This is a genomic window from Parasphingopyxis lamellibrachiae (genome assembly GCF_003385775.1).
Classification (GTDB): domain Bacteria; phylum Pseudomonadota; class Alphaproteobacteria; order Sphingomonadales; family Sphingomonadaceae; genus Parasphingopyxis; species Parasphingopyxis lamellibrachiae.
On record NZ_QRDP01000004.1, the window covers coordinates 1,072,676 to 1,096,697 of the forward strand.

Sequence of the window (24,022 nt, forward strand, 5' to 3'; positions counted from 1 at the left end):
TCCTTTACCGCAGACCGGGTGGAAAGCCACGGGGACGGCTCCCCTTGCTGCAATGCCTTATGGGAAATGGGCCAGCCGATATTCGGCACGCAAATCATCGATAGATTTCAGCCCGTCGGCAGTTTCGAAATGCCAAAAGGTCCAGCCATTGCAGGAGGGCGCACCCTGGAGCAGAGCGCCAAGCTTGTGGATCGAGCCTTCCTTGCCGTTCTTGGTCGTGAGCGATCCGTCGATACGAACTTCCGCTTTCCAGCGACGCTTCGAATCCATCAGGATCGCGCCGGGCTTGAGCATATCGGTTTCGATAAGCGCACCGAACGGCACCTTGGGCTGTGCCGCATTGGATTTCATGATGGTGAGCGAAGATTCGTCGAGCGGCAAGGCTGCCTCAATCCGCTCGCGCGCAACGCGGCAATAGCGCTTTTCTCGCTCGACACCGATCCAGTGGCGGCCCAGTCGCCGGGCCACGGCCCCCGTCGTGCCGGTACCGAAAAACGGGTCAAGAACAACATCGCCCGGCTTGGTGCTAGCCAGCATCACGCGGTACAGCAAGGCTTCGGGCTTTTGCGTCGGATGCGCCTTCTTGCCGTCTTCCTTCAACCGCTCCTGGCCCGCGCAGATCGGAATCAGCCAATCGGACCGCATCTGCAGTTCGTCGTTGAGAGACTTCATCGTCTTATAGTTGAACGTGTATTTCGCTTTCTCGCTCTTCGACGCCCAGATCATCGTTTCATGGGCGTTGGTGAAGCGCGTCCCCCGGAAGTTGGGCATCGGATTGGCCTTGCGCCAGACGATATCGTTGAGGATCCAATAGCCCTCATCCTGCAAGGCAGCCCCGACCCGGAATATATTGTGATAGCTGCCGATTACCCAGAGCGTGCCATTGGGCTTGAGAATACGGCGCGCCTCTTTCAACCAGGCGCGGGTGAATTTGTCATAGGCGGCAAAGGTATCGAACTTGTCCCAATCGTCATCGACGGCGTCGACCATGCTGCCTTCGGGGCGAAACAGATCGCCGCCCAGCTGAAGATTGTAGGGCGGGTCGGCAAAAATCATGTCGATACACGCGTCGGGCAAGGATGCCATCGCGGTGACGCAATCGTCTTCGAGAATACGATCGGTCTCCAACGCAACCGGCGGTTTTGACCGCTTCGATTTCGCCGATTTTTCCGTATCGAGTTTCTCTGCAACCGTCATTCGTCATGCCCCTCCGCAACTAGAGACGGGAGCCTGAGTCAGCCGGACTCCCGGGTCAAGCCGAACATAGTCGGGGAACAGAATGAGGATATGGTTAACGAAGCGGGAACGAAAAGAGTCCCCCACCAGATATGGTCTATCCTGGCCCGCGCGGGACTCAAGATGCTGGGGTGTGGCGGGAAAGACTCAAAAGTCGAGCAATGACTGGGCGACCGGTGCAAAGCTCCGCCGATGCAGCGCGCACGGTCCATGTTCGCGCAAGGCTTCAATATGGGCGCGGGTTGGATAGCCCTTGTTGCTCTCCCAACCGTAATGCGGGTGTTCGAGAGCGGCAGCACGCATCATCCGGTCGCGCGTTTCCTTGGCGACTATCGACGCGGCCGAGATACAGGGATGGATAGCATCCCCGCCGATCACCGCCTCGGCAGAATAGCGCCATTCAGGCAGCTTGTTCCCATCGACGAGGATATGACCCGGCTCGCTCCCAAGTGCCTCAACCGCTCGGCGCATTGCCACCAGCGTCGCCTGCAAGATGTTGATCCGGTCGATTTCCTCGGATTCCGCCATGCCGACGCCCACCACGCAGCCTGCCCGAATCTTCGTTTCCAGTTCAGCGCGCCGCTCCGCGCTCAACTTTTTGCTGTCATCGACGCCCGCAATCCCACCTTCGCACAGGATAACCGCTGCAGCGACAACCGGTCCGGCCAAAGGGCCCCTACCGGCTTCGTCGACACCCGCCACAATCTGGTTCACGGCCAAAATTCTCCAATGTCCGCAAACCCGAGCGGCCCGTTCCCCTGACCGAGGCCGGGCGCGGCCCTGAGCGCAGCGCGCACGAAACCCCGCGCGCGGCTCGTTGCTTCCGCGGGACGCAGCCCCTGACCCATCCCTGTTGCCAACCCGCTCGACAATGTGCAGCCCGTGCCGTGACTATGCGCCGTATCGATGCGGCTGCTTTTCCAGCGGTCGACCTTGCCGTCGGGCTGGACAAGAATATCCGTGACCAGGTCGCCTTCGAGATGTCCGCCCTTGGCCAGCACCATGCAATCGGCATCGCGCGCAAGCCGACGCGCCTCTCGTTCCATTTCATATGTCGATGCAAGCCGCGATGACGTCAAACGGGCCAGTTCAGGAAGATTGGGAGTTGTGACTGTCGCGACGCGCATAAGTGCATGAAATCCGGCGATCGTCTTTTCGTCTGCCAGGGTCGATCCGCTTGTCGCCACCATGACCGGATCGAATATGATGGGCACGTCGACTGCCGCCAGACGCTGCACCAGCGCTTCGACCAGATCACTCGCGCCGAGCATGCCGATCTTGATCGCGTCGATGCCTATGTCGGATTCCACCGAATCGATCTGGGCAATTACCGTATCGACGCTCACGCACTGGGACGCCTGGACACCCAGGGTGTTTTGCGCAGTGATGACTGTAACCGCCGTCATGGCGTGGCCGCCCAGCAACGTAATCGTCTTGATATCGGCCTGAATTCCCGCGCCGCCGCCACTGTCCGACCCCGCAATGGCGAGAATACGGGCCGGCATGGTCATGCGTTCGCCTTGTATTTCCGTTCCGTCGAAGCCGGAAAGCGGGCGAGCAATGCGGTCGCGCGGACAGGCCGCTGCCGCAGCTCGCCGCTGCAATTCGGGCAGCTTCCGGCGAGCGGTCCAGTCGCGCATGCTTCGCAGAACGTGCATTCGAACGTGCAGATATGCGCGCCCGGCCTGTCGGCCGGAAGGTTTGTGCCGCACCGTTCGCAATCGGGCCGCATTTCCAGCATCAGGCGGCCTCCGCTACCGCATTGCAGATATCGTCGACCACGGTTTCGATCAGTCTCTCATCCTCGCCTTCGGCCATGACGCGGATGAGAGGTTCGGTACCGGATTTGCGGATGAGTAGGCGGCCACCCGCGCCAAGCTTCGCCTCTCCTTCGACGATTGCGGCCTGCACCGAGTCTGCCGCCAACGGATCGCTTCCGTCGTAGCGCACATTCTTCAGGAGTTGCGGATATGGTTCGAACAGATGAAGCAACTCGCTTGCCGGCTTCTTGCTGGTCACCAGTGCCGCCAGAATCTGCAACCCCGCGACCAAACCGTCGCCGGTCGTTGCATAGTCCGTAAGGATGAGATGGCCCGATTGCTCGCCGCCGACATTGCAGCCCTTGGCGCGCATCAGCTCCAGCACATAGCGGTCTCCCACTTTCGACCGTTCAAGCGCGATGCCTTCGCTTTCGAGAAATTTCTCCAGACCGAGATTGGACATGACGGTTGCGACAATTGCATCGCCTTCAAGCTTGCCTCTATGCTTCCAGTCACTCGCGATGAGCGCCATCAGCTGATCGCCGTCAACAACCTGACCTTTCTCATCGACAACGATCAACCGGTCCGCATCGCCATCGAGCGCAAGACCAATATCAGCGCCTTCCTCCACCACCCGCTCGCAGAGCGCCTGAGGATAGGTGGATCCGCAATTGTCATTGATATTCGTGCCATTGGGTGAGACGCCTAGGGTGATGACCTCCGCGCCGAGTTCCCACAGGGCAGATGGCGCGACCTGATACGCTGCGCCATTCGCACAATCGATAACAACCTTGAGTTCATCGAGCCGAAGCGAGGGCGGAAATGTCGATTTAGCATCATTGATATACCGGCCCTGGGCATCGTCCACACGGCGGGCACGGCCAATATGCTCGGATGAAACGAGCGCAGGCGGATCTTGCAACAATTTTTCGATCGCTGCTTCGTCCGCATCCGACAGCTTGTAACCGTCCGGCCCGAACAATTTTATACCGTTGTCGACATATGGATTGTGGCTTGCCGAAATCATTACGCCGAGATCGGCACGCATCGATTGCGCGAGCATTGCAACGCCGGGTGTCGGCATGGGTCCGACCATGATCACATCCATGCCGACGCTGGTGAAGCCGGCAACGAGAGCCGACTCCATCATATAGCCCGAAAGGCGGGTGTCCTTGCCGATCACAACCCGGTGCCGATGATCGCCGCGCAGGAAATGAGCCCCCGCCGCCTGCCCCACTCTCATCGCGATATCCGCCGTCATTGGCGACTGGTTGGTCCGCCCCCTGATGCCGTCCGTCCCGAAATAGCTGCGCGTCATGAATACCCACTTCTAAATTTGATTCCGCTTGTGCCTCTCCTAGCCGCCGCCCATGATCGTGTGAAGGACGATAGCAAGCGGGAGAAAAATTGGCATGATCGCATGGCTGGAGGGCGCGCTCGCCAATTTGAACGCCCTGGTTTTTACACGTGTTCCGTTCTTCGGGGTCGAGATAACCCTTATCGTCATCTGGCTGGCTCTGCCGATGCTCATTTTTACGATCTGGTTCGGCTTCATCAATATTCGCGGCCTCCCCTATTCGTTACGCATATTGACGAAGCCCGGGCACGACATCGACGCGCCGGGGCAGATCAGCCAGTTCGGCGCGCTCACGACGGCGCTGTCCGGTACGGTCGGCCTCGGCAATATCGCCGGCGTGGCTGTGGCGATTGCAACCGGGGGCCCCGGGGCGGCCTTCTGGATGTTTGTAATCGGCTTTTTCGCGATGACCGTGAAATGCGCGGAAGTCACGCTCGGACACAAATATCGCGTGGTGAATAGCAATGGCACGATACGCGGCGGGCCTATGTACTCTCTGAAGAACGGGCTGACCGCCCGCGGCTGGCCGAAACTCGGGCTCATGCTGGGCGGCATCTATGCCATTTTTGCGTTGGGCGGCGCCATTCCACTGGTGCAGGTCAACCAGAGTTTCGCGCAGGTCCAGAATGTCACAGGCTTCAGTAGCGGCGCGGGCTATGGCATCATCCTGGCACTGCTTGTTGGCCTGGTCGTGCTCGGCGGGGTGCGCTGGCTCGCCCGGGTCACATCCTATCTCGTTCCGGGCATGGCGGTCATCTATCTGTCCGGCGTGTTTGCCATCATATTCATGAATTTTGGCGAATTGCCGAACGCGATCGCCATTATCGTAAGCGACGCATTTAGCGGGGAAGCGGCGGCCGGCGGCATGCTGGGCGCCTTTGTCGTCGGCATGCAGCGTGCCGTCTATTCGAGCGAAGCCGGCGTTGGCTCTGCCGTCATCGCCCATGCCCAGGCCCGGACCCATGAGCCCGCATCGGAAGGCCTGGTGGCCCTGCTCGAGCCGTTCATCGATACGGTAATCGTCTGTTCGCTCGGCGCGATAGCAATCGTCCTTGCCGGCACTTACCAGAGCGGTTTCGACGATATTGCGATCACGTCCGAAGCGTTCGCCCAGATATCGAGCTGGTTTCCTGTTTTGCTCGCCATTGCCGTGTTCCTTTTTGCCTATTCCACGCTGTGCGCCTGGGGATTCTACGGTTTGCAAGCCTGGGGATATCTTGTGGGCGAAGGGCCGCTGCGCAACACCATCTACAAGATACTCTATGTGCTCATGCTGCCGGTCGGCTCGATCCTGCCGGTCCAGGCGGTGTTCGATCTTGTCGATTCCGCCTTTTTTCTTATGGCAATTCCCAATGTAATCGCCATCTACATCTTTGGCCCCGAGCTGAAACGGGAGCTGACCGGTTATTTACAACGCCATCGCCAGACAGAAGAGGAAACCGCCCCATGAAAACCCGCAAACTCGGAAAAGAACTAACCGTTTCGGCTCTTGGCGTCGGATGCATGCCGATGGCCGGTATCGGCAAGGGTATGTATGGGCAAGCCAATGACGAGGAATCGATCGCAACCATCCACCGGGCGATAGATCTCGGCGTCACCTTTTTCGATACGGCGGAAGTTTACGGCCCTCACCGCAACGAAGAGCTGCTCGGACAGGCGATAAAGGGCAAGCGCGAAGGGCTGGTGATCGCGACCAAGTTCGGTTTTGCCTTCGATGAAAATGGATTCCGCGGCGTCGACAGTAGGCCCGACAATGTTCGCAAGGCCTGCGAAGGGTCGCTGCAGCGGCTGGGCATCGATGTGATCGATCTGTTCTACCAGCATCGAGTCGATCCGGACGTTCCGATCGAAGAAACGGTCGGGGCGATGTCCCGTCTCGTGGAAGAGGGAAAAGTGCGGTATCTCGGTCTGTCCGAAGCCGGCCCCGACACCATCAGGAAGGCCGTCGCCACCCATCCGATTGCGGCACTACAGTCGGAATATTCTCTCTGGGAGCGCGACATAGAAGCCGAAATCCTGCCACTGTGCCGTGAACTCGATATCGGTTTCGTCCCCTATTCGCCCCTGGGCAGGGGTTTCCTGACGGGCCAGGTCACATCGCGCGACGATCTTCCCGAGGGCGATTATCGCCTCAACGACCCACGTTACAGCGAAGAGAATTTTGCCAAGAACATGGAAATTGTGGCTGTCGTAAAAAGTATCGGAGACGCCCATGGCGTTTCCCCAGCGCAGATTGCGCTCGCCTGGCTGCTGCATCAGGGGGACGACATCGTACCCATCCCCGGTTCGAAACGCCGCGTCACGCTGGAAGATTCCATGGCAGCGGCCGATGTCGCGCTAAGCGACGACGATCTTGCCAAGCTCGATGCAGCCGCCCCGGCGGGTGAAACTGCCGGACCGCGCTATCATGAGCCGATGATGAAGATGGTAAGGATTTAAGCGATCCAGGCCCAGATGCCGACCAGCATGGTGTGAAAATAGCTCGCCGCCAGCCATAGAATGAGTCCGCCCAGAACCGGAATGGTGCCAGGCCATGCGGCCTTTGCCGGAATGCGCCCATCGGCAATGGCCGCAAAGGGGATGAAGGAGGTTCGCGCCTCCCAACCCCGCCATGCGTCGCCAAGCAGCGCCTGCTTCTTCCGGTCTTGCAGCAGCGACCCGAAAAAAGTCAGGATCAGGATACCGCCCGCAATCACCAGATTGGGCGGGGAGCCGCTCAGCGCGATATGCGTCAGCGCCCAGATAGTGAACGCCCAATTCATCGGATGACGAGTAATGGCAAAAACGCCGGTTGCCGGCCGGACAATTGATGTCACCCCATTAGGGTTCGGCATGGCTGGATTGCCGATATTCGCACCCACCAGCAGGATGCTCGCCAGCAACATCAGGATTGGCGCGGCCCAGTCAAAAAACCATTGCGGCGCCATCCAATGCGGAGTGAGCGGCGGCATCGTCCAGGCAATCCAGACCATCCAGCCAAGCGTGATTGCCGCCACCAGCGAGTAAAGCCCGAGAAACCCGGTTTCACCAACGCGTCTGACAAGCGCGGCGCGGAACGGGTGCGACAAAAGAAAATGCGTGCCGACAAAAGCCGCCGTTGCGAGCATCAACTGGCTCAGCGGAGTCATCGCCTCGCTACCATTCAAAGGCCTGGGGCAATTGCTGCTCATCAATCGAGAGATAGCGGTCCCGCAGTCGCGTCTGACGCGATGTCAGCGGCTGCTGCACACCGTCTATAAGCATCACATCCACATTGGAGCTCAGTTCCAGCGGGTCTCCGTCCCAGATAACAATGTCGGCGCGGCGCCCGGGACGCAGGGAACCGATCTCATTTCCAAGGCCCATAATCTCTGCCGGCCATGAGCTGATAGCGGCAAAGGCTTCGCCCCAGCTCAGCCCCGTCGCACCCGGCACATTGTTAAGCGCAACCAGATTGCCCGCATATTGCGTTGAATAGCGAATCTGATGGGCGTCATTGTCATCGATCATGCCAATCGCCACCTGCACGCCGGCATCGCGCATCCGGCCGATATTGGACTGGGTTGCCGCAAGTTGCTCGAACTGGGCGGGAAGATCGTTGAGCGCCGAAGCGATTACCGGAATGCCCGCAGCCGCGATTTGCGGTGCGACCGTCCAGCCCTCGCTTACCCCGACCAGAATGATGTTCAGCCGTGGATAATCGGTTCGCAGAGCAATTACACTCAGGATGTCGCGCGCCTGTTCGACATGCACGACGAGCGGAATCCGGCCCTGGACAACCGGAACCAGCGCAGCGGCGTCGACCCGGTTCAATAGTGAATCGCTGGACTGCCCGCCATAGGCGGCGGGATTGCGCGCATAGATCAACGCCTGATCGAGTGCGTTGCGAAAACTTGCATGGCTTGCCGAGCGGCTGCCACCTGCCCGGGCAGCTCCGCGCTCGCCCAGCTCAACAAACTGGAATGCTCGTGGACGCATGACCGCATCCATATCCGCGCCCAGATCGATGACCGCTCCCTGCCCGCCAAATATGGTATTGGCGGTTTCCGGTGCCACCACCGCACGCGTCACACCGCCTGTGCGATTGGTCGCAATCGCTGCGGACAGGGGATTTATCGCTGGAGCAACATCCAGACCTGCGCTGAAATCCGAATCCGCTGCAGAGCTGTCATTTGTCGAGCTAACCGCTCCAACTTCGACGAGGCCGAGGCGCGTGAAGCCGCCGACAATACCGGGCGTAACCCACTGGCCAGTTGCATCTACGATCTGGGCGCCGGCTGGCACAGCAACATTGGCGCCCGCAGCGACGATCCGGCCATCGCGCACGACAACAGTGCCGCCGGGCACTGGATCAGCGCCATCGCCGATAACCACCGTGCCGCCAGTTATCGCTACCGTTTGCGCCGCTGCTGGAGTGGCAAAATACAATGTTGCGAGCAATGCGAGGAGCGCTTTCATCGGACACTCCCCTCACCTGGCTGACCAAGTTCGAAATCGGAAATCGGCCGAAGCGCCGGATTGTTCATATCGTAGAGCAGAGCCCCATCGATCCAGACCATCTGCGGCCGCGAATAGACGCTGAATGGATCGCCGTTCCACAGAACCACATCGGCACGCTTGCCAGCGCTCAGGCTACCGGTCTGGTCGGCAATTCCCAAAGCCCGTGCCGGGTTGAGGCTGAGCCACTGCCAGGCTTCGGCATCGCTGATTTCGATTCCTGCCCGTCGGCCATCGGCCAAGGCCTTGGCCGCCTCTTGGTTCAATCGCTGAATCTGGTTGTCGTCGTCCGAATGGACGATGGCGCAGGCGCCGGCATTGTGGACCATCGGAACATTTTCAAAGACCGTGTCATAGGCTTCCATCTTGAAGCCCCACCAGTCCGCCCACATCGCTGCACAAATCCCGTTCTCGCGAAGCAGATCGGGAATCTTATAAGCTTCGATGGCATGCTGGAAACTGGCAATGCTGTAGCCGAACTCCTCGGCCATATCGATCATGTTCGCCATTTCGTCCGCGCGATAACAATGATTGTGGACGAGAATATCGCCGTTCATCACGCCAGCCAGCGTTTCGTTGCGCAAGTTGCGGGCTGGACGCGTACCGCCATTCTCACGATAGTTTTCCCACTGATGCTGGTAGCGTTGAGCATCGATCCAGGCCTGGCGCGCGACGGCAATATTTGCCATCCGGCTGCGCGGCGTTTGATTGCGCGAACCATATACACGCTTCGGATTTTCGCCGCAGGCCATCTTCAGGCCATAGGGTGCCCCCGGAAATTTCATGCCCTGCATCGTGCGCGATGGGACATTGCGAAGTGTTACCGAACGCCCGCCGAACAGATTGGCCGAACCCGGCAGGATATTGAGAGTGGTCACTCCACCATTGGCAAGTGCGCGACTGAAACCCGGGTCTTGCGGCCAGACGCTGTGTTCCGTCCACACATTGGCGGTATTGGGACCGGTAGCCTCATTGCCGTCTTGATGCGCCGCCACGCTCGGGCTGGGATAATTGCCGAGATGGCTGTGGATATCGATAATCCCAGGCGTCACCCACAGGCCCGTGCCGTCGACAATCGTTGCCCCATCGGGCACGTCCAGCGTCTCACCAATCGCCTGAATCTCGCCATCGGCAAAATAGACCATGCCATTGTCGATCTGGCCGCCTTCGCCATCGTAGATGGTCGCACCCTGAATGACTGTGGGACTGCCCGGATACCGCCGGTAAGTGGACGGAAACGGATCGGGATCGAAAGCTGTGGCGGCAGTGCGCGCCCGGGCGGCGCTGGCACTGTCAGTGCTTTGACCCGATGTGGTCGTAGCACAACCGAACAGCGCCAGCGTAGCCGCCAGCAGAAATGCAGGCTTCTTCATGTACGCACTTCTCCGGATGTATTGATGCCGGCAGCATCGGGTCCGCCCAGCTCGCTCTGGCCGAGCATGTCGTCGCCGACATTATCGTCTGCAAGCGTATCCAGATGCATGAGGCGCTTGATCAGCGGCGAAATGACAACCATCCCGACGCCTACAAATACCGCCGTCCAGCCGACCGTCGAATAGACACCCAACACGACATCCCGGGCGGCTTCGCCGTCGGCAGCACCCTCCGCGCCAGTCGCGGAAGCGATGAGCCCGGCAGCGAAATTACCGGTCGCGGATGCGAAAAACCAGGTACCCATGATGAGCGACGCCATATGCGCCGGTGCCAGCCTGTTCATCGCCGACAAACCGACTGGCGACAGGCACAGTTCGCCGGTCGTGTGCAGCAGGTAGATCAGGAAGATGAAGATCACCGGAGTCAGTCCGCCGCCCATCGATGCACCGGCAACCAGCACCAGGAAGCCGAGGCCAAGCTGGATCACACCCAGACCGAACTTCGCCGGAGCGGAAGGTTCAAGGTTCCTGCGCGCCAGCCACATCCACAACATGGCAAAAACTGGCCCGAGCAATACGATGTAAATTGCATTGATCGACTGGAACACCGAAGCCGGAACTTCTGCACCAAAGATCGTGCGGTCGACATGCCGGTCTGTGAACAGATTGAGCGAAGAACCCGCCTGTTCGAACAGAGCCCAGAACAGAATCGATCCGAAAATCAGATAGATTGCGCCGAATATCCGGTCGCGATCCTCGCTGGGAAGCTTCACCACCGCAGTATAGAGCACATAGGCAACCAGGATGAGACCGGCGCCGCCGAGCAAATAGCCCACAAGGCTCTGATACTGGATAAGGAACCAGACAAGGCCAACGGCGGCAAAGCTGAGAATGTAAAGCAACCACTCAAACTTGATACCGGCGACCGGCCGGGCGAGCCTTGCAGGATCGGGCGCCTCGCCGCGACCGAGCAGATAGGGCTTACCCCACATGAACACGATCAGCCCGAGCAGCATACCGAAACCCGCCGCGCCAAAGCCGTATGACCAGCCATAGGTCTGACCGAGATAGCCGGCGATAATAGCACCGAGCGCCGCGCCAAGGTTAATACCCATATAGAAGATAGTGTAAGCTGGATCGCGGCGGATATCCGTGCGCGAATAAAGCTGGCCGACAATCACCGAGATATTGGCCTTGAGGAAGCCCGAGCCGACAATGATGAAAGCTAGCGCAAGCCAGAAGATGTTGATGGCTGCACCGCTCTGTCCTCCATCGCCTTCGAATGCCATCAGGAAATGGCCGAACGTCAGGAGAACCGCACCAAAGAGAACTGCTTTTCGCTGTCCAAGATATCGGTCGGCCAGATAGCCGCCGACCACCGGCGTGATATATACCAGCGCAGTATAGGCCCCGTAGATGACAGATGCCTCGCCGTCCGAAAACATCCAGTGCTGGACGAGATAGAAAATGAGCAGTGCGCGCATACCATAGTATGAAAAACGCTCCCACATTTCCGCGAAGAACAGGACGAACAGGCCAGTCGGATGGCCGAGAAACTCGCTGCCTTCCTTGCCTGTGGTTTCAAATTGCGTAGCCATTGGGTGATACTCTCCCCGAAAGTTTTTATCTGCCGGCCCCCACCGGCTGTAATGACGGCGCAGACTAGCGCCGAAATCCGTGCTGTGAAGGGGCTGGCACAATTAGCCGCGGATGCTAGGAGCAGCATCTATGTTCAACGATCTCTCCACACCCCTCGAATTCCTTGCCAGCAGGCGCTCCGGCAGGCCGCGCGATATGGTTGAGCCGGGCCCCACAACGGCGGAATTACAGCGCATTCTGGAGATTGCGACACGCACGCCCGATCATGGCAAGCTCGCGCCCTGGCGTTTCGTGATTGTCGGCAAAGAGCAGCGTGGTGCCTTTGCGGAAATTCTGCACGCGGCATATCGGATCGACAAAGATCAGCCCGGCAGACTAGAAATCGACGCGATCGAGCAATTCGCCCATCAGGCGCCCACCCTGATAGTCGCGTTGCACAGCCCCAAGGAAAGCAGCAAAATCCCGCGCTGGGAACAGGAATTATCGACGGGAGCGGCTTGCTTCAATCTTCTCGCGGCAGCCCATGCCCATGGTTATGTCGGGGGATGGCTGACCGGATGGGCGGCCTGCTCCGATACCGTGCGCGACAGTTTTGGCGAGGCCCCGGAAAAGATCGCCGGTTTCATTTTCATCGGAACGTCGGGCGGCGAGCTCAAGGAACGGCCCCGACCGGACTATGAAACGGTCATAAGCAAGTGGAACGCTGAATAGCGGTTGATCGAATAAATTTCGGCCCTCCACTTGACGCGACACAGTGTTTTAGTACACTATAGCGCAATGTCTAAATCAGAACAGCCCGTCTACCTCAAGCTGCGCGAGAAAATCGCCGCAGCCATTCTCGATGGTCAATATGGCGATGGGGATCCGCTTCCGTCGGTGCGCGCTTTCGCAGCCGATGAAGGCGCCAATCCATTGACCGTCGCGAAGGCCTATCAGACCTTCCAGGACGACGGGATCGTCGTGGTCCGCCGCGGCGTCGGCATGTTCGTCGCCAATGGGGCCTCGGAAAAGCTGAAGACGCGCGAACGCAACAGCTTCCTGAAAGAGGATTGGCCGAAGATCGTCCGGCACATCGAACGGCTCGGCCTGGATACCGCCGAACTGCTGGACCGCGAAACCGCCTAGGCAGCGAAACTTTCGTCCGAAACCGAGTAGAGAATATCGGCCCGGGCCGTTGCAGCGGCTTTCAGGCCGCGAGCCTCCGGCACCATCTGGTCGAGATAGAATCGAGATGCGGCAATTTTCATTTTGAGAAATTCGCTATCGCCCTCACCCGTACCGAGCTGTGCCTCGGCCACGCGAAGCTGCCGCGCCATGAGCCAGCCGCATGTCGCAACCGACACCATCGTCAGGAACGGGTAGCTCGCCGCCAGCTGGTCGTCAGTGTCTGCATCGCCTGAAGACAACCAGCCGACCACCGCTTCGCAATCGCCAGCCAAAGCCGCGAGGGCCGGTTCTTCCGTGGCACCGGCGGCGATATCAGAAAGCAGGCTGGCAAGAGCCGCCCCGCCGCCGAGCCGCAATTTGCGGCCGACCAGATCGGCCGCCTGGATACCATTGGTCCCCTCATATATCGGCGCAATGCGCGCATCCCGATAATGCTGGGCTGCACCAGTTTCCTCGATAAAGCCCATACCGCCATGCACCTGCACGCCAAGGCTCGCGACCTCGCAGCCCATATCCGTGCCATAGGCTTTGGCGAGCGGCGTCAACACTTCGGATCGGGCTTTCGCCTCATCGTCGCCAAGCGTCGCCGCGTCCACCTGCCCCGCCGCATAATAGACAAGCGCCCGCGTCGCCATCGTCGCGGCTTTCATCCGCAGCAACATGCGCCGCACATCGGGATGTTCGATAATCGCCACAGGTTCGCGCGAATTGCCCCCCGCCCGGGCGGACTGAACACGTTCGCGCGCGAAACTCACCGCCTGCTGCGTCGCCCGTTCGCCAATCTGGACACCCTGCAGGCCGACATTGAGGCGCGCATTGTTCATCATCGTGAACATGGCGCGCATCCCGCCATTTTCCGGTCCGATCAGCCAACCGTGGCAATCGTCATTGTCACCATAGGACATCACGCAAGTTGGCGAAGCGTTGATCCCCAATTTGTGCTCGAGCGACACACAGCGCGCATCATTTTCTTCGCCCGGCTCGCCATTTTCATCGAGCCGGTAGCGCGGCACGAGGAACAGCGAGATCCCCTTGGTGCCTTCGGGCGCGCCGGGCGTGCGGGCGAGCACGAGATGAACGATATTGCTCGCCAGATCATGTTCGCCGAAAGTGATGAAAATTTTCTGGCCCTTGATCCGCCAGCTGCCGTCTTCGGCAGGTTCGGCCTTTGTCTTCAGCGCACCGACATCGGAACCGGCCTGCGGTTCGGTGAGGTTCATCGTGCCCGTCCATTCGCCACTGGAAAGCTTGGGCAAATAGGCCACCTGCAGCTCTTCGCTGCCATGGTGGGTAAGCGATTCAATCGAACCCACGCTCAGGATCGGGCAAAGCGCAAAAGCCATATTGGCCGAACCCAGGGATTCCATGATCGCAATCGCCATGGTGAACGGCATCCCCTGCCCGCCAAATTCCACGGGCGCCGCAATCGTACCCCAACCGCCTTCGACATAGGCGCGATAGGCCTCGACATAGCCGTCGGGCATCACAACACCCTTGTCGGTCAGTTTCGCCCCTTCGGTATCGCCCAGCCGGTTGAGCGGTGCCCACTCTCCGGCCGCAAGCTGGGCAGCCCCTTCGAGGATGGCATCGACCATATCGCCGGATGCGTCCGCAAAGCGTTCGCTTTCCGCAAGCCGGGCAATGCCCGCGATATGTTCCAGCACGAAACGCTGTTCTGTCACGGGCGGCATGAAGCTCATTGCACTATCCTGGTCTTGCGGAGAATCTGCGCGGCCTATAGCGCGGGTCAATGGCCACGCCAAATCCTCCTTTTCAAACCGCTGTCAAACCGTTCAACGATGCAACGATTGCCGATGCGGCAAGCCGGATCATCGCCGGCGAATGCGTGGCTGTGCCTACCGAAACAGTATACGGCCTCGCGGCGGATGCAACGCAAGGAGAGGCAGTCGCGCGCATCTATGCCGCCAAGGGCCGCCCATCCTTCAATCCGCTGATCGTCCATGTACCGACCCTCAACGAAGCCAAGAAGATCGCACGCTTCAACGATCCAGCAGAGGAACTGGCAGCCGCATTCTGGCCCGGCCCCCTCACCATGGTTCTGCCAGCGAGAAAAGACAGCCCGGTCGCATCGCTGGTAACCGCCGGCCTCGACACCATAGCGATCAGAATACCCGCGCACCCGGCAATGCAGGCTCTGCTCAAGGCGTCCGGCAAACCGCTCGCCGCGCCCTCCGCCAATGCAAGTGGCAGGATCAGCCCAAGCTGCGCAGACCATGTACAGAAAAGCCTTGGCGGCAGGATCGGCCTGATCATCGACGCGGGGCCGACACAGCATGGGCTGGAATCAACGATCGTCGCGCCGACGGATTCGGCTGTTCATATCCTCCGCCCCGGCCCCATCAGCGCCGATCGGGTCGCGGCGGCGGCGGGAATTCCGGTTTCGATCCGGGAGGCGGCAAAAATCGACGCTCCGGGCCAGCTGGCAAGCCATTATGCCCCGTCGAAACCGCTGCGCCTCGACGCCGTCGAAGCGAAGGCCGACGAATGGCTTATCGGATTTGGAGCGATTGTCGGCGATTCGTCGCTCAGCCCATCGGGAGATCTTGTCGAAGCGGCGGCGCAGCTTTTCGCCCGCCTGCATGAGGCCGAGGCGAGCGACAAGCCTCACATTGCCGTCGCCCCTCTACCGGCGACCGGGATAGGTGCAGCCATTGCCGACCGGCTGGCGCGCGCCGCGCATAGCGACTGAATCGCCACCATCCTTGTCCTGGAACCGGTGCGAGATTAGGCTCGCCCTGTTCGCATCGTTAGAATGCGAGATGAAGAGGGGGGCGATTATGACAGTATTGCAGCGCTCAGGCGCGGAATTTCTCGGTACATTCTGGCTGGTTTTCGGAGGGTGCGGAAGTGCCGTGCTGGCTGCAGCCTTTCCCGAAGTAGGCATAGGGTTACTCGGCGTATCTTTAGCCTTCGGTCTTACTGTGCTGACGATGGCTTATGCTATCGGCCATGTATCGGGTTGCCATCTCAACCCCGCAGTGACGATCGGTCTTTGGGCGGGCGGCAGGTTTTCGGCATCGGATATCCCCGCTTATGTGATCGCCCAGGTATTGGGCGCCGTGGCGGCGGCGGCCATGCTCTACACTATAGCGAGTGGCGGCCCCGATTATTCAGGCGGCCTCGCATCGAACGGCTTTGCGGAACATTCGCCGGGCCAGTATACGATGATGGCGGCATTGTTGATCGAGGTTCTGCTGACAGCATTCTTCCTGTTCATCATTATGGGCGCGACCGACGGACGCGCGCCGGTCGGCTTCGCGCCGCTGGCTATCGGCCTCGGCCTGGCGCTGATTCATCTGATCAGCATCCCGGTGACCAACACATCCGTAAATCCCGCTCGGAGCACGGGCCCGGCCCTGATCGAGGGCGGCGTTGCCCTGAATCAGCTCTGGCTGTTCTGGGTCGCACCGATCGTGGGCGGCGTAATCGGGGGTGTCATTTACAAGATGCTCGGCAGCGAAAAACCACCGATCGAAGGCGAAGCAGCAAGCTGACGCGACTGCGAATACTCGTTCGAAGCCGATAAAAAGGCGTGGGGAGGTCTCTCTGCCCTACGCCTTTTTCAACCGGCCCTGATAGCTTCTCCGGAACTTCTGGAGCTTGGGCGCTACGACCGCCATGCAATAGGGATTGCGGCTGCCTTCGCGTTCAAAATAGTCCTGATGGTAATCCTCAGCCTTGTACCACTGTTCGAGCGGCTCAATCGTCGTAACAACGGGGTCATCCCAGTCAGCCGATGCCCGCTCGATTGCGGCCTCAGCCGCAGCCTTTTGTTCCTCAGAATGCGGGAATATGGCCGAGCGGTACTGGGTGCCGACATCATTGCCCTGGCGATTGAGCTGGGTCGGGTCATGAATGTTGAAAAAGATGTCGAGCAGGTCGTCAAACGCGATCACATCGCTGTCAAAGGTCAGCCGAACCGCCTCGGCATGGCCGGTGTTGCCCGCGCAGACCGAACGATAATCGGGATCGGTAACCTCTCCACCGGTATAGCCGCTTTCGACATGGGAGATGCCGATCACGTCGCTGTAGACGGCTTCGGTGCACCAGAAACAGCCGCCCGCCAGTGTCGCTTGTTCAGTTCCCACCGTAAAATCTCCAACGCGTTATCTGCTCAGAAGATAATTACGGGTGCGGCGCAATCAAGGTTACAGATGGTTCGGCTGGCTGGGGCGGCAGGGATCGAACCTGCGAATGGCGACACCAAAAGCCGCTGCCTTACCACTTGGCCACGCCCCAGCAGCCGGGCGCCTATATAGCGGCCAATACGCCGAGCGAAACCCCTCATGGTACTGGCCATGTGCAAAGCGCGAAGCTAAGGCGTCTCGCGCAATTGGGAGAATATGATGGCTGTCCTCGTTACCGGTGCCGCAGGCTTTATCGGCATGCATTTGTGCCAGCGTTTGATGGCGCGCGGCGAGGCCGTGATCGGGATCGACAATCTCAACGACTATTATTCCGTCCAGCTGAAAAAGGATCGGCTGGCGACTCTCGAAAACGATCTTTTCTCCTTCGAGAAGGTCGATTTCTCCGATCATCTCGCGTTGGAAAAAGCGCTTTCCGACAAGGATTTCGACCGGATTGTTCATCTCGGTGCGCAAGCCGGCGTCCGCTACAGCCTGACCCATCCCCGGGCTTATATAGAGGCCAATGTCATGGGCCATCTCAACCTGATGGAGGTAGCACGGGACAGGCAGACGGCCCATATGGTCTATGCGTCTTCCTCGTCCGTTTATGGCGGGAATGAAAGCTTTCCCTTTCGGGTGGAAGACCGGGTCGACCAGCCCGTATCGCTCTATGCCGCGACCAAGAAATCGGACGAGCTGATGAGCGAGACATACGCCCACCTCTATCGTCTGCCGATGACGGGCCTGCGCTTCTTCACCGTCTATGGCCCATGGGGCCGCCCCGACATGGCGATGTGGATCTTCACCAAGGCGATCCTCGCGGGCAAACCGATTCCGGTGTTCAACCACGGTAAAATGCAGCGCGACTTCACCTATGTCGACGATATCGTTTCCGGGGTTGTCGCCGTGCTCGACAGCCCGCCCGCCGACGACGGGGAAATCAAGGCCGGCGGCAGCACCAAACCGCATGCGCTCTACAATATCGGCAACAACAGGTCCGAAGAGCTCAGCCATATGATCGACGTTCTGGAAGATGCGATCGGCAAGAAGGCCGAGCGCGATCTCCAGCCCATGCAGCCCGGCGACGTACCCGCTACCGCCGCCGATATCAGCGCCATCCAGAACGAACTCGGCTTCGAACCCTCAACGCCGATCGATATCGGCATCCCGAAGTTCGTGGACTGGTATCGCGGCTATCACGGTAATCGCTCCGGCTAAGCCGGACAGGTTAGCGATTCCCCAGCTGCCCGCGCACCAGTTTCGCGTAATCGTCCATCAGGCCGAGGGTCAGTTCACCGACTTCGAAATTCCACGGGCCCGCTTCGCGAACGGCCGTGACTTCCGCCGCGCTACCGGTCAGGAAAAACTGCTCGAACCCCTCCAGTTCCTCGGGCCAGATATCGCGCTCGATAACCTTGATGCCGCGCTTTTTCGCAAGGCCCATCACCGTCTGCCGGGTGATGCCATTGAGGAAACAGTCTGGCGTCGGCGTGTGGATAACGCCGTCCTGGATGAAAAAGGCATTGGCGCCGGTCGCTTCGGCCACCTGGCCGCGCCAGTCCATCATCAGGGCGTCGTCATAGCCGCGATCGGAGGCGTGATGCTTCGACATGGTGCAGATCATGTAAAGGCCTGCCGCCTTGGCATGAACCGGCGCCGTATAGGGCGCAGGACGCCGCCAGGGCGAAATATCGAGACGGATGCCCTTCGCCTTGTCGGCGAAATAGTCGCCCCACTCCCAAGCCGCGATGGCGACATGGGTTTTGGTCGCTTGCGCAGCGACGCCCATCTGCTCCGGACCGCGCCAGGCGACCGGGCGGACATAGGCGTCGACAAGGTCATTGGCTTTCAGGACTTCGCGGCACGCCGCATCGATCTCTTCGACGCTGTAGGGCATTTTCATCCCGAGAATCTTCGCCGAACTGTGCAGGCGTTCGCTGTGCCGCGTCAGCTCGAAAATCTCGCCATTATAGGCGCGCTGCCCCTCGAATACGCTCGAGGCATAATGCATGGCGTGGCTCAGAATATGGACATTGGCCTCGCGCCACGGAACAAGCGCGCCATCATACCAAATCCATCCGTCGCGATCATCATATCCGGGTTCCGGCAAAGGCGTATCCGTCTGTTCCTGGTCGACCATTTTATCCTCTTGGTTCTGCTGCAGTCTGCGCCGCTTTCGCGATTCAGGTCCGCGTTTTTGTGATCGCGCGCCTTATATGGCCTTGTCGGCAAAAATACATGGCGTAAATAGGACATAATGGCTGACCCACCTTCTCCAATACCGCCCGCCACGGGCCTGTCTTCGCCCGCCTCCCCCCTGTTCCTGCGGGAACCCGAAATCCGGCGCGGGATAGAGCTGCTCTTTTTCGCCTATGGCGAACTGATGCGGAGTGGCGACGCCATTCTGGCCGCCCAAGGGCTCGGCCGCGCCCACCATCGGGCGCTCTATTTCATCGCCCGCAAGCCGGGCCTCGCGGTCGGCGAATTGATCAACCTTCTGGGAATCACGAAACAGTCGCTGGGCAGGGTTCTCGGCGAGTTGGAAGAGCGCGGCCTGATCACGCGGGAACAGGGCCAACGCGACCGGCGGCAGATACTTGTCCGGCCGAGCAAAGGCGGAGCGGCCCTGGAAGCCGAACTCTTCGCCGTATTCCGGGAGAAAATGGTCGCATCCTACAGCCATGCCGGCCCCGCCGCGGTGACCGGATTCTGGACGGTTCTGGAAGAATTGCTGACGAATGCGATGCGCGGGCGGGCTGCCGATCTCGCAAACAGGAGCCACTAGACGGCTAGCGCCTGGCCTCCTCTGCCATTTCCCGGTTCCGGCTCGTTGCCGCTTCGAGTGTCGCATGGACAAGCTTGGCCAGCGCCTCATCGTCATCAAGGATATCAAGTCCTTTGCGGGTCGAGCCGCCCGGGCTGGCAACGCGGTCCGCGAGCGTCGCCGGTCTTTCATCGGACTGGCCTGCAAGCTCCGCCGCGCCGCGAACAGTTTCGACGGCCATTCGCAACGCCTGGGCCGGATCGAGCCCCAGCGCTTCTCCTCCCCTGGCAAGGGCGTCCATAAACCGAAAGACAAACGCAGGGCCGCTGCCCGACAAGGCCGTGACGACATCGAACAGCCGCTCATCGGCAATCCATTCCGCAAGGCCGAGCTTGGCCATCAAGGTGGCAACATCGGCCGCGTGCTCACCCTGTTCATCTTCGGCAATCAGGCCCACAACGCCCTTACCCAGGGCAACAGGCGTATTGGGCATCGCGCGGACGATCTGCCCGGCATCGGGAAAAGCTTCCCGCAGTGTCGCCAGTTCGACACCGGCCAGGATCGAGACAATGCATGTTTCAGGCCCGACCAGGCTGCGCATGTCGGGCGCAATATCGGCGAGCATGTGAGGCTTGAAGCCGATCTGGACAATCGCCTCACCGAAACCGGATTGCGGAAGATGCGATTGCACGGAAATTCCGGACCCGAATGGCACGCCGCTGGGGCGCACGATCCGAAACCGGTCGGTAGGTTCATCAGCGACCAGCCAGCCGGCGAGCATGGCGCCGGCCATATTGCCGCAACCGATCAGCCAGATCGGAAGTTCCGACATCGTGTCAGGCCTCGCCTGCCGTATCGACAAGGGCGGCTGCGATCGCCTCCTGCGGCGTCTTGTCGCCCCACAGAACGAACTGAAACACTGGGTAGAAACGCTCGCACTCGTCAAGCGCCGCCTCAATAAGCGTTTCGGCCTGCTGCAAGGTCAAGCCAGCCGGGCTTGCCGAATCCAGCAGCGCCGCATGGCGGAACAGGATCATGCTGGACGCCGCCCACATTTCGAAATGACCGAGCCAGAGCTGCTCGTTAATCAGACCGAACGTCTCATACACTAGCTGTCGTTTGTCTTCGGGAACGCGCACATCGGGCAGAGCCAGAAACTGGAGGACCCGGTCCTCGGCCCGCCACACGGCCCGCAATTCATACTGGGTCCAGCTGCCTTTGACGGCGGCAACAATCTCTTCATCGCCATTGCGTTCCGACTGCCAGCCATGGGCGGCAAAATAGTCCTCGAGTACGTCGAGCGGCGCGCTTGCCAGCGTTCCTTCGCCATAATCTTCGAGGTTCATATCGCCTGCGTCCCGCCGCCTGATCTCATGCGTCGGACGTGAAGAAACGCCGTCCGTCGCGCAACCAAGCGAGCCAGAAATCTGTGGACGAGCGGGTGTTGGGCCGCCGATGCTTTCTAGTTAGAATCGCTGGACTTTTTCGTTGTTTTTGAGGCGGATGCCTTGGACTTCGATGTCGACTTGCCAGCTTCGAGAGCGTCAAGCCGGGCCTTGAGCGCATCGGCGTCGTCACGCGCCGCTGCGGCCATTTCCTTGACGGCTTCAAATTCTTCCCGGCTCACGAAATCCATTCCGCCGACAAAATCCTTCGCCTTGTCCCGCAACGAGCTTTCCGCTTCCCGGCCGACGCCGGCCAGCGTACCTGCTGCGCTGTTCACCATTTTTACGAAATCATCGATCAACTTGTTCTGAGTCTGCATATCACCCTCCCGAGTGCACTATTGAACTAACACAGCTATATCTGGGTACTCATTGCACCCACGACAAGGGTCTCTGCATCAGGATTGAGTCGGTCGACCTCATAATTGAGCAATGTCGCAAAACAAATCCATGCGAGATACGGCACCATCAGCCATGCCGAGATGCGCCGCACACGGCCGAAAACAATGGTGGTGGCCGTTGCCAAGCCAAGCATCACTACAATCCAGAGCAGCGCGAAACTCACCTGATGCATGCCGAAAAAAATCGGAGACCAGAGGAGATTCACGACCAGCTGGGCAATGAACAGCCCGACCGCCAGACCGCGCCACCGCGATCCACGCGCCTGAATCACACCGACAAGGGCGAAGGCCATAAGCGCATAGAGAATCGGCCACACAATACCGAAAAGATAGCCGGGTGGCTGGAAGGACGGTTTCTCGAGGGCCGCATACCATGCGGTTTCGCCGGAACCGGACAATGCCCCCACCAGGGAACCGATCAGCACTATCAACGGTACCAGCACCAGCGCCCAGCGCAAAAATGACATGCGCAGCTGCCCTTTGGTAGCGATACCGACCATATTGCGACTCCCGATTAAGGCTTTCCGTTACTCGATAGCGTCAACCGGCTGCGCTTTCCAACCGTTCTGCTCCGATGAGAAATTCTACATTGCCCCGCGGTCCCGTAATGGGACTTTGTGTGATGCCAATGACGCGCCATCCATTGCCCGCAAGCCAGTCGCGAACCTCCTGGCAAACCCGCTCGTGAATTGCCGGATCGCGGACGACGCCGCCCTTGCCGACTTCGCCGCGCCCGGCTTCGAACTGCGGTTTTATCAGGGCGATCAGGCGCGCACCGGGCCGGGCGAACTCGAGCGGGCGCTCCAGCACTTTCGCAAGCGAAATGAAGCTTGCGTCGCAAACAATCATGTCGGCGGCCTCCGGAATCTGCTCGGCGGTCAAATGCCGGGCATTGGTCTGCTCAAGCACGATCACCCGGTCATCGTCGCGCAATTTCCAGGCCAGCTGATTGGTCCCCGAATCAACCGCATAGACGCGGGTAGCGCCTTGGCTCAGCAGCACATCGGTAAAACCGCCGGTCGAAGACCCGACGTCGATCGCGACAACGCCGTCGCCATTCCAGCCGAAATGGGCAAGGCCATGCGCAAGCTTTATGCCGCCGCGCGACACCCAGGGATGATCGCGGCCGCGCACATCCAGCGGCGCATCTTCCTTGATAGGCTGGCCCGCCTTCTCCACCCGGACTTCACCCGAGAAAACCTTGCCGGCGAGAACCAGCGCCTGCGCTTTCGAACGGGTGTCGACCAGCCCGCGTGCGACAAGCGCCTGATCCGCCCGCATCTTTATCGCCATTTCCGGAGTCCCTGTTCGCTGGCAGCCATTCACAGGCACATAGCATAAAGCATTGCCTGTGCAGCCCAAATCCGGGCAATGGATTGCCATGAGCTTTCCGGTCGAAACCGACTATCGCCGCTGGCGACAGAAACAGTATCGCTACACGCCCGATGAATTCATGGCACTGGAACGGCTGCCGTCCGGTCTCTTCATGCTCGACTATGGAGCGGTGGAACTGGCGATGCTCATCAGAAATCGGGGTGCAAGCACAAGTTTCTACGGCTTTCATGCGGCGCAAAGCCCGCTTACCCGCCAGCCGGTCCCCTATTTCCAGGGGCGAAAAGTCGCACCGAAACGGCTGAACCAGATCCTGATATCCGATCCCTCGCTCTATCTGCATGACGATGTCCGCGTCGGCTGGTTCCTCGGCAACAAGCACTGCGATCTCCAGACCGAACTGCCCCCCATCATGGACAAGATTGATGCGTTGATGGGTGCCGAGCGGCGGCTTTTATGGGGCAACAGCGCAGGCGGAACGGCGGCGCTGCGCTATGCTCGAGAACAGGATGTCAGCGTGGTGATGAACCCGCAGATCATCCTCACCAATTTCACCTTCGGCCGTGTGCGCCCATGGACGCAGCATGGCTGGGGCATTCCCGACCACGACAATAGCTGGTTCTTTGCCGAGAAAATCGGCGACCTGCGCAACACGCCGCCCAAGGGGCGTATCGTCTATTGCCAGAATGAGCATGACGACCATGTCGAACTGCAGTTGAAGCCTCTTGCCGAAACGCTGGGCGTATCAACTGAGCCCGGCGATGATGGGCGGTTCAAGCTGATCTTGGGCGACTGGGGCAAAGGCCATATTCCGCCGCCATCGGAGATTCAGCAACAGATTGTCGGCGAAGAGGTCGAAAGGATGCTGGGGAAACCGAAAGGCTTCTGGGCGCGGTTTCGCTAACAGATACCAAGCAAGATCTCGGTGCTTGCCGGGAGCGCGATACTGGAGGAGGCCCTTTCC

General features: G+C 59.8%; 26 protein-coding genes and 1 tRNA gene. 9 read left to right on the forward strand and 18 right to left on the reverse strand.

Annotated features, from left to right (window positions below):
• Positions 1-57 precede the first annotated feature (57 nt).
• The 5 genes from DFR46_RS05415 to glmM all read right to left on the reverse strand — a co-directional run bounded on the left by DFR46_RS05415 (position 58) and on the right by glmM (position 4,314).
• Complete coding sequence (locus DFR46_RS05415; RefSeq protein ID WP_116235520.1) at positions 58-1,197, reverse strand: site-specific DNA-methyltransferase; 1,140 nt, start codon at positions 1,195-1,197, stop codon at positions 58-60.
• A 186-nt stretch (positions 1,198-1,383) separates the two neighbouring features.
• Positions 1,384-1,956, reverse strand: a complete 573-nt coding sequence (locus DFR46_RS05420; protein ID WP_116235521.1) for a ribonuclease HII — start codon at positions 1,954-1,956, stop codon at positions 1,384-1,386.
• Entirely contained in the window at positions 1,947-2,747 is an 801-nt protein-coding gene (thiD, locus tag DFR46_RS05425) for a bifunctional hydroxymethylpyrimidine kinase/phosphomethylpyrimidine kinase (protein ID WP_116235522.1), read from the reverse strand. Before thiD ends, DFR46_RS05420 begins: the two co-directional genes overlap by 10 nt.
• Positions 2,744-2,977 (reverse strand): DUF1272 domain-containing protein, encoded by a 234-nt coding sequence (locus tag DFR46_RS05430; RefSeq protein WP_116235523.1) that lies wholly within the window; start codon positions 2,975-2,977, stop codon positions 2,744-2,746. Before DFR46_RS05430 ends, thiD begins: the two co-directional genes overlap by 4 nt.
• On the reverse strand, positions 2,977-4,314 hold the full coding sequence (gene glmM / locus DFR46_RS05435; protein ID WP_116235524.1) for a phosphoglucosamine mutase: 1,338 nt from the start codon (positions 4,312-4,314) through the stop codon (positions 2,977-2,979). The genes DFR46_RS05430 and glmM overlap by 1 nt, the downstream gene beginning before the upstream one ends.
• 94 nt (positions 4,315-4,408) lie before the next feature.
• Here glmM and DFR46_RS05440 point away from each other — a divergent pair, with 94 nt between their 5' ends.
• Entirely contained in the window at positions 4,409-5,803 is a 1,395-nt protein-coding gene (locus DFR46_RS05440) for an alanine/glycine:cation symporter family protein (RefSeq protein ID WP_116235525.1), read from the forward strand.
• Positions 5,800-6,792, forward strand: coding sequence for an aldo/keto reductase (locus DFR46_RS05445; protein ID WP_116235526.1), 993 nt, complete (start codon positions 5,800-5,802; stop codon positions 6,790-6,792). Before DFR46_RS05440 ends, DFR46_RS05445 begins: the two co-directional genes overlap by 4 nt.
• On the opposite strand, the gene DFR46_RS05450 is transcribed toward DFR46_RS05445, so the two are convergent.
• The 4 genes from DFR46_RS05450 to DFR46_RS05465 are packed head-to-tail and all read right to left on the reverse strand — an operon-like array spanning position 6,789 to position 11,800.
• Positions 6,789-7,481, reverse strand: a complete 693-nt coding sequence (locus DFR46_RS05450; RefSeq protein WP_116235527.1) for an NnrU family protein — start codon at positions 7,479-7,481, stop codon at positions 6,789-6,791. The two genes, DFR46_RS05445 and DFR46_RS05450, sit on opposite strands and share 4 nt — an antisense overlap.
• Before the next feature lie 7 nt (positions 7,482-7,488).
• Positions 7,489-8,790, reverse strand: coding sequence for an amidohydrolase family protein (locus DFR46_RS05455; protein WP_116235528.1), 1,302 nt, complete (start codon positions 8,788-8,790; stop codon positions 7,489-7,491).
• Positions 8,787-10,202 carry an amidohydrolase gene (locus DFR46_RS05460; RefSeq protein WP_116235529.1) on the reverse strand — a complete coding sequence of 472 codons (1,416 nt, stop codon included), beginning with the start codon at positions 10,200-10,202 and terminating at the stop codon, positions 8,787-8,789. Before DFR46_RS05460 ends, DFR46_RS05455 begins: the two co-directional genes overlap by 4 nt.
• A complete protein-coding gene (locus DFR46_RS05465) occupies positions 10,199-11,800 on the reverse strand; it encodes a peptide MFS transporter (protein WP_116235530.1) in 1,602 nt (533 codons plus the stop codon). Before DFR46_RS05465 ends, DFR46_RS05460 begins: the two co-directional genes overlap by 4 nt.
• Positions 11,801-11,930: 130 nt before the next feature.
• Here DFR46_RS05465 and DFR46_RS05470 point away from each other — a divergent pair, with 130 nt between their 5' ends.
• Both DFR46_RS05470 and DFR46_RS05475 read left to right on the forward strand, forming a co-directional pair.
• Positions 11,931-12,512, forward strand: a complete 582-nt coding sequence (locus DFR46_RS05470) for a nitroreductase family protein (RefSeq protein ID WP_116235531.1) — start codon at positions 11,931-11,933, stop codon at positions 12,510-12,512.
• Between the two features lie 66 nt (positions 12,513-12,578).
• Positions 12,579-12,926 carry a GntR family transcriptional regulator gene (locus DFR46_RS05475; protein WP_116235532.1) on the forward strand — a complete coding sequence of 116 codons (348 nt, stop codon included), beginning with the start codon at positions 12,579-12,581 and terminating at the stop codon, positions 12,924-12,926.
• Here DFR46_RS05475 and DFR46_RS05480 read toward each other — a convergent pair.
• Positions 12,923-14,668, reverse strand: coding sequence for an acyl-CoA dehydrogenase (locus DFR46_RS05480; protein WP_211306377.1), 1,746 nt, complete (start codon positions 14,666-14,668; stop codon positions 12,923-12,925). The genes DFR46_RS05475 and DFR46_RS05480 overlap by 4 nt on opposite strands.
• A 50-nt stretch (positions 14,669-14,718) precedes the next feature.
• Here DFR46_RS05480 and DFR46_RS05485 point away from each other — a divergent pair, with 50 nt between their 5' ends.
• Both DFR46_RS05485 and aqpZ read left to right on the forward strand, forming a co-directional pair.
• Positions 14,719-15,678, forward strand: coding sequence for an L-threonylcarbamoyladenylate synthase (locus DFR46_RS05485; protein ID WP_116235533.1), 960 nt, complete (start codon positions 14,719-14,721; stop codon positions 15,676-15,678).
• Positions 15,679-15,766: 88 nt separating this feature from the next.
• Complete coding sequence (gene aqpZ, locus DFR46_RS05490; protein ID WP_116235534.1) at positions 15,767-16,483, forward strand: aquaporin Z; 717 nt, start codon at positions 15,767-15,769, stop codon at positions 16,481-16,483.
• 57 nt (positions 16,484-16,540) lie between these two features.
• Here the strand turns inward: aqpZ and msrA are convergent, their stop codons facing one another.
• Positions 16,541-17,077 (reverse strand): peptide-methionine (S)-S-oxide reductase MsrA, encoded by a 537-nt coding sequence (gene msrA / locus DFR46_RS05495; RefSeq protein ID WP_116235535.1) that lies wholly within the window; start codon positions 17,075-17,077, stop codon positions 16,541-16,543.
• Positions 17,078-17,153: 76 nt separating this feature from the next.
• Positions 17,154-17,228: transfer RNA gene (locus DFR46_RS05500), tRNA-Gln, on the reverse strand.
• A 107-nt stretch (positions 17,229-17,335) separates the two neighbouring features.
• Here DFR46_RS05500 and DFR46_RS05505 point away from each other — a divergent pair.
• Positions 17,336-18,334, forward strand: a complete 999-nt coding sequence (locus DFR46_RS05505) for a GDP-mannose 4,6-dehydratase (RefSeq protein WP_116237171.1) — start codon at positions 17,336-17,338, stop codon at positions 18,332-18,334.
• Positions 18,335-18,344: 10 nt separating this feature from the next.
• Here the strand turns inward: DFR46_RS05505 and DFR46_RS05510 are convergent, their stop codons facing one another.
• Positions 18,345-19,256: a branched-chain amino acid aminotransferase gene (locus DFR46_RS05510; protein ID WP_116235536.1), complete on the reverse strand. Its 912-nt coding sequence runs from the start codon at positions 19,254-19,256 to the stop codon at positions 18,345-18,347.
• A 117-nt stretch (positions 19,257-19,373) separates the two neighbouring features.
• On the opposite strand from DFR46_RS05510, the gene DFR46_RS05515 reads away from it, so the two are divergent.
• A complete protein-coding gene (locus DFR46_RS05515; RefSeq protein ID WP_116235537.1) occupies positions 19,374-19,901 on the forward strand; it encodes a MarR family winged helix-turn-helix transcriptional regulator in 528 nt (175 codons plus the stop codon).
• A gap of 4 nt (positions 19,902-19,905) precedes the next feature.
• On the opposite strand, the gene proC is transcribed toward DFR46_RS05515, so the two are convergent.
• The 5 genes from proC to DFR46_RS05540 all read right to left on the reverse strand — a co-directional run bounded on the left by proC (position 19,906) and on the right by DFR46_RS05540 (position 23,019).
• Positions 19,906-20,712 (reverse strand): pyrroline-5-carboxylate reductase, encoded by an 807-nt coding sequence (gene proC, locus DFR46_RS05520; protein WP_116235538.1) that lies wholly within the window; start codon positions 20,710-20,712, stop codon positions 19,906-19,908.
• 4 nt (positions 20,713-20,716) lie between these two features.
• Positions 20,717-21,226 (reverse strand): type III secretion system chaperone family protein, encoded by a 510-nt coding sequence (locus tag DFR46_RS05525; protein ID WP_116235539.1) that lies wholly within the window; start codon positions 21,224-21,226, stop codon positions 20,717-20,719.
• Between the two features lie 116 nt (positions 21,227-21,342).
• Complete coding sequence (locus DFR46_RS05530) at positions 21,343-21,645, reverse strand: accessory factor UbiK family protein (protein ID WP_116235540.1); 303 nt, start codon at positions 21,643-21,645, stop codon at positions 21,343-21,345.
• A 35-nt stretch (positions 21,646-21,680) separates the two neighbouring features.
• Positions 21,681-22,193, reverse strand: a complete 513-nt coding sequence (locus DFR46_RS05535; RefSeq protein ID WP_425453104.1) for a TspO/MBR family protein — start codon at positions 22,191-22,193, stop codon at positions 21,681-21,683.
• Positions 22,194-22,266: 73 nt separating this feature from the next.
• Complete coding sequence (locus DFR46_RS05540) at positions 22,267-23,019, reverse strand: TlyA family RNA methyltransferase (protein ID WP_116237172.1); 753 nt, start codon at positions 23,017-23,019, stop codon at positions 22,267-22,269.
• A gap of 58 nt (positions 23,020-23,077) precedes the next feature.
• Between DFR46_RS05540 and DFR46_RS05545 the strand changes: the two genes are divergently transcribed.
• Positions 23,078-23,962, forward strand: coding sequence for a hypothetical protein (locus tag DFR46_RS05545; protein WP_147297625.1), 885 nt, complete (start codon positions 23,078-23,080; stop codon positions 23,960-23,962).
• Positions 23,963-24,022 lie beyond the last annotated feature (60 nt).